This is a genomic window from Methanosarcinales archaeon (assembly GCA_014859725.1).
Taxonomy (GTDB): Archaea; Halobacteriota; Methanosarcinia; order Methanosarcinales; family Methanocomedenaceae; genus Kmv04.
This window is the reverse complement of the sequence record JACUTQ010000136.1, coordinates 1-6,215: the sequence shown is the minus strand read 5'-3', so window position 1 is coordinate 6,215 and position 6,215 is coordinate 1. Positions and strand designations below refer to the sequence as shown.

Genomic DNA, 6,215 nt, shown 5'->3' with positions numbered 1-6,215 from the left:
CCGGATTAAGATCTTTCGATCCATGTCCAGAGATGATGGTCCTGGCATACTGGTAGTAATAACCGCTGCTTTTCACGTTCTCGTAATCGCTCTTCGGACCTTTATGCCATCCCTCATCCGTGACTGTATATATCCCGGCATCATATTCAAGCGCAACAGTGTGATAGCCATCGAGAACCGGATCAAATCTTACAATAAGGCAACCATCCCCTGAGTCTACTGTGAGATCATGTTTCTTGTTTACCGGATCAAAAACAGCCGCTTTCACGCCTTTGATATCTGCTAATCCATCGATTGCCATGTTATGCCCGAAGAGCACTTTACATTCAACCGTTTCTCCTACATGCACATGCTGCATATCGTGTTCAAGCCAGATCTCATGCCCGCGCACAACATCTGGTATATTTTCATCTGTCATTTAATATTCCTCCTGATAATAATTGCTAAAATCAACATGCATAGTCAGCGGCTGAAGTAGCTAATGTTGATTTCGGTGTTACGATGGGAATTCAAGTTCACACAATTTCATACCAATTTAAATTAACGTGTTAATTATTGTTTAATAAATGTTTTGTTTTGTGATTGTGGAATCAATGTTCACAAGAAATCCGGTAACGATTAAAGAACCACTTTTAAACTATCTTATCGTCTCATTTATTATTCACGTCAAATGTGAATACTATCAATGAAATTATTTCAATTAGAAATGTACGAAGAGTGTGTAGCACGATATAAGAATATATGATTAGGTGGCCATCTCCATGATACAGCAACATGGGAATGCAGGTTGATGGATTATCAGGGAGCCTTCAATAGTATGTCCACATCATATCAAATAGACTATGTCTCTCTCATTTCTTGTTAGCTGATACAGCGGTTGAACATAGTTTCATAAAAACAATATCACAGCAAATATCATCAAACAAGTCAGTCCGAGCCGCAATGTTGCAATCACTGATATTATCTTCATACCTACTGCAGTTCCAAAAATTCCAACGTAATATGGTAGTCTATGTCCAAAAAGATATCGCAAGCTCGTAAAAACATTTGCAACCAGTAAAGTCAATAATGTTGACTTGAAATCTAAAGTTCCTGTTCTCATTAAATCTGCAAGTGTGACGTATGCCGCCATAGAGTTTGCAATTTGTAATGGTATTATAGCCAGTGCTTCGGGAGGTAAAGGCAACCAACCGAGATATATTGGCAGTGCATCAAATATTCCAAAATCAATAAGAGTAATAGCTACAATGCTTACCGGGAGCCCTATAATCATAAGTCGTCTTAAAAGACTTATCGAACTTTTTGCGCTATTTTTAATCGCCGTCCTAAAGATTATCCTTTCATAATTGTTGACAAATTCGTAGTTCTTTTCGGTTAACAATCTTCCACCAATGATAAACATCAATATTGCCACTATTATTCCATTCGATACAAATAGACATATATATATAATACCAACTATTCCCAGCAGCGGTATTATAGGAGACAAATGAGCAACAGTTTCATAAATTGTCTGCGGAAACCAAGTTGCCACAGTCGCTAACAAAGCCTCCTTTTGGTCTATTTTTTTCTCGGTATAAAGTTCAGCCACCATCGCTGTTGCCGCGATTGGCGAACCAAATGCTGTTATAAAAGCAAGTCCTGACCCTGAACTAAAATGTGCCCTTTCTAATATCGGTTTTAGTAATGGGGATAGTCTATTAAATATTCTGTATTCAATGGCAATACTTGCTAATAATATACCAACGATCGTAAAAGGAAGTGCAATTATCCAAAGTTCGAGTGCACGAATTATAGAGTCTATTATCATTGCTCATTATCTGATCTGAAATATTTCTCGCTCACAATTTTTCCCCTTTTACTAAAGTCATTTTTTCGAAATTTCGCACAGAAATATTCCCCAGTCCTGCTTCTTCAAACATTTTAACAACCTCTTCTGGGTCGGCACCGTTGTAAAATGGTAATTCTTTGCCAATTTCCTCACCAAAATGATGATTACCAACATGAGAATTTTTTTCTGGCACATCTACTATGATTTGTCCTTTAGGCTTTGTCACTCTTATCAATTCATTAATTACTGCCTTTGGATTTGTTAATGTCCAGATCACATGCCTGCTAACCACTGCATCAAATATATCGCCTTCGAAGGATAGGTCTTCTGCATCTTCTTTCACAAACTTAATAGTAATCTCGCCCTTTATCTTCTTTTTCGCCTCTTCCAGTTTACTATTTGACCAATCAGCCCCTGTCACATTATGCCCCATCTCAGCCAGCAACAATGCCAAGAAGCCGGTACCAGTACCTATATCCAGTATTTTTAATTTTTTTTCTCCAAGTAATTGAGTCAATGCGTTTCTCCATATTTCATTTTCCAGCTCTGAGTACACACCATGCGCATGAACACGATCATAGTTCTGATGCGGGTTATCCCAAAAAGCTCTGATTTTATCTTTTATTTCAGTATTTCTAGATTCCATACTTTATCTCTCCTATATTCTAATTTTAAATTCTGTATCAACAAGTCATTTGACCATTACCTGTTTTAACCGTGGGTCCAATGCATCTCTTAATCCGTCACCTAGGAAATTGAAAGCTAACACGACAATCATAATCATCAATCCCGGAAAAATCATTAAATGTGGTGCCGTTGTCATGAAAGATTTACTTTCACTAAGCATAGCACCCCATTCTGGAGTAGGAGGCTGTGCTCCTAATCCTAAAAAACTTAATCCGGTGATCGATAGAATTGTATTCCCCATACCTATTGTTGCAATCACTATCACCGGAGAAATAATATTTGGTATGACATGACGTACTATAATATATGAATTACTACAACCCATCGCTCTTGCCGCCTCTACGAATTCTTTTTCTTTCACAGACAAAACAGAACCACGAACTATTCTCGAATAACCTACCCATCCGGTTGCAGTCATGGCAATTATAAGGTTTATAAGTGAAGGTCCCAGCATTCCTGCAATCGCTATTGTCAAAATCAAATTTGGAAATGCTAACAATACATCGACTATACGCATTATCGCTTGATCGATTATACCGCCAAAGTATCCTGCTATTGCACCTATCATTACCCCAAAAATCATAATCATAAGGGTAGCCATTGTCGCAGCAGCTATTGAAACTCGTGTCCCATAAACTATCCTGCTTAAAAGGTCTCTGCCCAACTGATCAGTTCCCATAGGATTTTTTTCACTTGGGCTCAGCAAACGATTCTCCATGTTTACTTCCATTGGATTATACAAAGACAAGTATGGGGCAAATATCGCAATGAAGGTAAGAATAAGGATGATCATCATTCCAATCACTGCCATTTTATCTTTTTTAAGCTGCTGAACGACCTTAAGCATTATTTTATTCTCTCCATCTCATTCATACCGTATTCTGGGATCCAAATATGTATACAAAATATCCACGATCAGAATAGCAAAGACACAAAACATTGCAATAATCAAAACAAAGCCTTGGATTACCGGAAAATCTCTTGAATGTATAGATTGAATTAAGAATCTGCCAACTCCTGGCCATGCAAATACCGTCTCGATAATCACCATACCGGAAAAGAGATGCCCGATATGAAAACCGATAAATGTTACAACTGGAATTAATGCATTTTTTAAACCATGCTTTACTATAACGACCTGTTCACACAAACCCTTTGCTCTCGCAGTCCTTATATAATCCAGGTTTAAAACCTCAAGCATACTTGCCCTCATTAACCGCATTATAGATGCGCATCCTGATACTCCCAAGGCTACTGCCGGAAGGATTATATGCGAAATCTCTCCATAACCAAAGGCTGGAAACAAATCCAAATAAACCGCAAAGAAAAGAATTAAAAGCAAGCCCAGCCAAAAATTTGGCATGGAAACACCAAACATTGCAATCAACCTGGAAAAATGGTCCACCTTCGAGTTGTGTTTTACTGCAGATATAATTCCCAGAGGAATCCCTATTGCAATGGAGATTATCTGCGAGAGAAAAAATAGCACAAGAGATGCGGGAAACCTATTAAGAAATTCCTTTAGCACAGGCTCTTCAGTCCTGAGTGATGTACCAAGATCACCATGCGATATCTTATAAAGCCATCCTCCAAACTGGATTGGAACTGGAGCGTTTAATCCGTGCTTCTCTTTGAACGCATCTATCTGTTCTTGAGTTGGAGCACCCTGCAACTGCCTCTCAAGCATTAGCTCTGCAGGATCTCCAGGAGCAAGATAAAGGATGGAAAAGGAGAGTAGAGAAGCCCCAAGCATAATCGGGATCAATAAAAGCAATCTTTTCGCTATGTACTTCTTCATTTTATTTCAATTTTGCCTTCATTCTATCCATAACCCGCTAAAGCAAGGCTCTGAGCTTATATATTTTATCCCTTTCACTTTCTTATCTGCTACAATAAACACTGCATCATAGTAGAGTGGAACGATACCTGCCTTCTCGTAGAGCAGTTGGTAAAACTGTTTGAATTCCTCTTGACGCTCATTGCCATCGAAAGATGACACAGCCTTCTCAAGGAGGTCTGTCAACTCAGGATCATCGTATGCACCGTACCCGAACTCTGAAGCGTTTGGATTGAACCTGCCGTCTGTTCTCGTGTAGCCGCGCCTTTCGGGACCTCCAATATAATTTACCCTAAGATCATAATCCCCTTTATTCCTTCTTTCGCTGTATGCACCACCCTCCAATACGCTCAGCTTCACCTGAATGCCAATTTTTTTGAGTTGTGCCTGTATAAGCTCGCCGAGCTTAACCTCATCGGGATTTTCACCCTGCAATATGAGGTCTGCCTTCAATTCCCCATAGCCTGCATCCTTAAGTAAGGTCTTTGCTTTATTTATATCGTTGGGATATGCTTCTACCTTTGCCTCTTTTATGTATGGTCCTTGTTCACTATACAATCCGTGTTTTGCCGGATTCACCCAGTTATCGAAGAGTGCTGAAACCTCATCCTTATCGGTTGCATAGTTTACGGCTTTTCTAACTCTCACATCGTTCCACGGCTCTTTTTTGTAATTGAAATTAATTATCGTGGTCATCGGCATCTCATTTTTGATTACATTGAATCCTTCGCTTTTCAAAGGCTCTAATAAATTTCTAGGAGTATAGCTGGATCCACCATGGTAATAGTCAACAATCATAGCCACATCGCCCGATCTGAGAGCCAGGACCCTTGTCTCGGCATCGGGTATAACTTTAACAACAATCTTATCCAATTTTGGTGTTTCACCTTGAAAATACTCGTTCGATATGAATATCGTTTGTTGATCCTTTGCATAATTATCGACCTTCCAGGGTCCAGTGCCGATGGGATTCACGATCTTTCCACTAATATTTCCCTTCGGTTCAACAGATACGGGACTCATAATACTGCAATGATATTCTCCAAAAGCAGTCAATGCAATGTATCCTTCTTTTCCATCCTCGTAATGAAAAGCTATCGTATGTAGATCAATCACTTCCACACTTTTTATTCGATCAACTTCAGTCCAATGGTAATATTTCAGTGCTTTCAACCTGTCGAATGTAAATTTTACATCTTCAGCAGTAAATGGGCTTCCATCCGAGAATTTAATATCTTTTTTTAAATGAAAAACTATCGTCTTGCCGTTATCCTGGATGTCCCACGAAGTTGCAAGACTTGGCAGCACTTCACCATCTCTGTATTCTATGAGCCTTTCCAGAACCATCATCTCTGGCATGAAATCCATCATTTGCGGAGAAGCAACACTTGTATCCTTGCCATATCCGATCGTTAATGTTTGTTTTGAGTTTTGAGTGGATTGTTGGTCTATGCAGCCCATCATCACGCTACTTAGCAGTATGCATAACAGAATAATACCAAAAATCTTTTTCAGTAACACTTTTATTACCTCCTTCCTCCTTTATTTGTCATCTCATCCTGTCTACATATACGAGTTCGATGTCAGCTCCACCGAGCTGAACCATGGTCCTGTTAACTCCGGTTCCTTCAAAACTTTTCAGCCCTTCCTGAAGGGTCGGGGTATCTATATTTAAAAATGCGGTTTTAACGACCGTATTTCCATTGCATTTTCCTACCATGTCGACCTCTTTAATGAACTCCCATAACAGTGAGAACCGCAGTGATCACCTTCTCATCATACTGATCTTCAACGCCCTTGCCCGAATCAGCGTGTCTGACTTTGAACATCCAGTTACCGGATTTATCCAGTTTGATCAAT

General features: G+C 39.4%; 7 protein-coding genes. All 7 read right to left on the bottom strand.

The features are described 5' to 3' along the window. A partial coding sequence (locus tag IBX40_10220) for a DUF4198 domain-containing protein (protein ID MBE0524692.1) occupies positions 1-418 on the bottom strand: 418 nt, incomplete at its 3' end. Between the two features lie 471 nt (positions 419-889). Then, positions 890-1,810 (bottom strand): hypothetical protein, encoded by a 921-nt coding sequence (locus IBX40_10215; GenBank protein MBE0524691.1) that lies wholly within the window; start codon positions 1,808-1,810, stop codon positions 890-892. Positions 1,811-1,841: 31 nt separating this feature from the next. After that, positions 1,842-2,477, bottom strand: coding sequence for a methyltransferase domain-containing protein (locus tag IBX40_10210; GenBank protein ID MBE0524690.1), 636 nt, complete (start codon positions 2,475-2,477; stop codon positions 1,842-1,844). 45 nt (positions 2,478-2,522) lie between these two features. Next, positions 2,523-3,365 (bottom strand): ABC transporter permease, encoded by an 843-nt coding sequence (locus IBX40_10205; GenBank protein ID MBE0524689.1) that lies wholly within the window; start codon positions 3,363-3,365, stop codon positions 2,523-2,525. Positions 3,366-3,383: 18 nt separating this feature from the next. After that, entirely contained in the window at positions 3,384-4,316 is a 933-nt protein-coding gene (locus IBX40_10200) for an ABC transporter permease (protein MBE0524688.1), read from the bottom strand. Positions 4,317-4,334: 18 nt separating this feature from the next. Then, positions 4,335-5,819, bottom strand: coding sequence for an ABC transporter substrate-binding protein (locus IBX40_10195; GenBank protein ID MBE0524687.1), 1,485 nt, complete (start codon positions 5,817-5,819; stop codon positions 4,335-4,337). Between the two features lie 85 nt (positions 5,820-5,904). After that, positions 5,905-6,075, bottom strand: coding sequence for a hypothetical protein (locus tag IBX40_10190; GenBank protein MBE0524686.1), 171 nt, complete (start codon positions 6,073-6,075; stop codon positions 5,905-5,907). Between the last annotated feature and the right edge of the window lie 140 nt (positions 6,076-6,215).

Bases quoted from the DNA above. Each gene is read 5' to 3' on its own strand.
- IBX40_10215 (MBE0524691.1), bottom strand. From the start codon at position 1,810: ATGATAATAGACTCTATAATTCGTGCACTCGAACTTTGGATAATTGCA.
- IBX40_10210 (MBE0524690.1), bottom strand. From the start codon at position 2,477: ATGGAATCTAGAAATACTGAAATAAAAGATAAAATCAGAGCTTTTTGG.
- IBX40_10205 (MBE0524689.1), bottom strand. From the start codon at position 3,365: ATGCTTAAGGTCGTTCAGCAGCTTAAAAAAGATAAAATGGCAGTGATT.
- IBX40_10200 (MBE0524688.1), bottom strand. From the start codon at position 4,316: ATGAAGAAGTACATAGCGAAAAGATTGCTTTTATTGATCCCGATTATG.
- IBX40_10195 (MBE0524687.1), bottom strand. From the start codon at position 5,819: ATGATGGGCTGCATAGACCAACAATCCACTCAAAACTCAAAACAAACA.
- IBX40_10190 (MBE0524686.1), bottom strand. From the start codon at position 6,075: ATGGTAGGAAAATGCAATGGAAATACGGTCGTTAAAACCGCATTTTTA.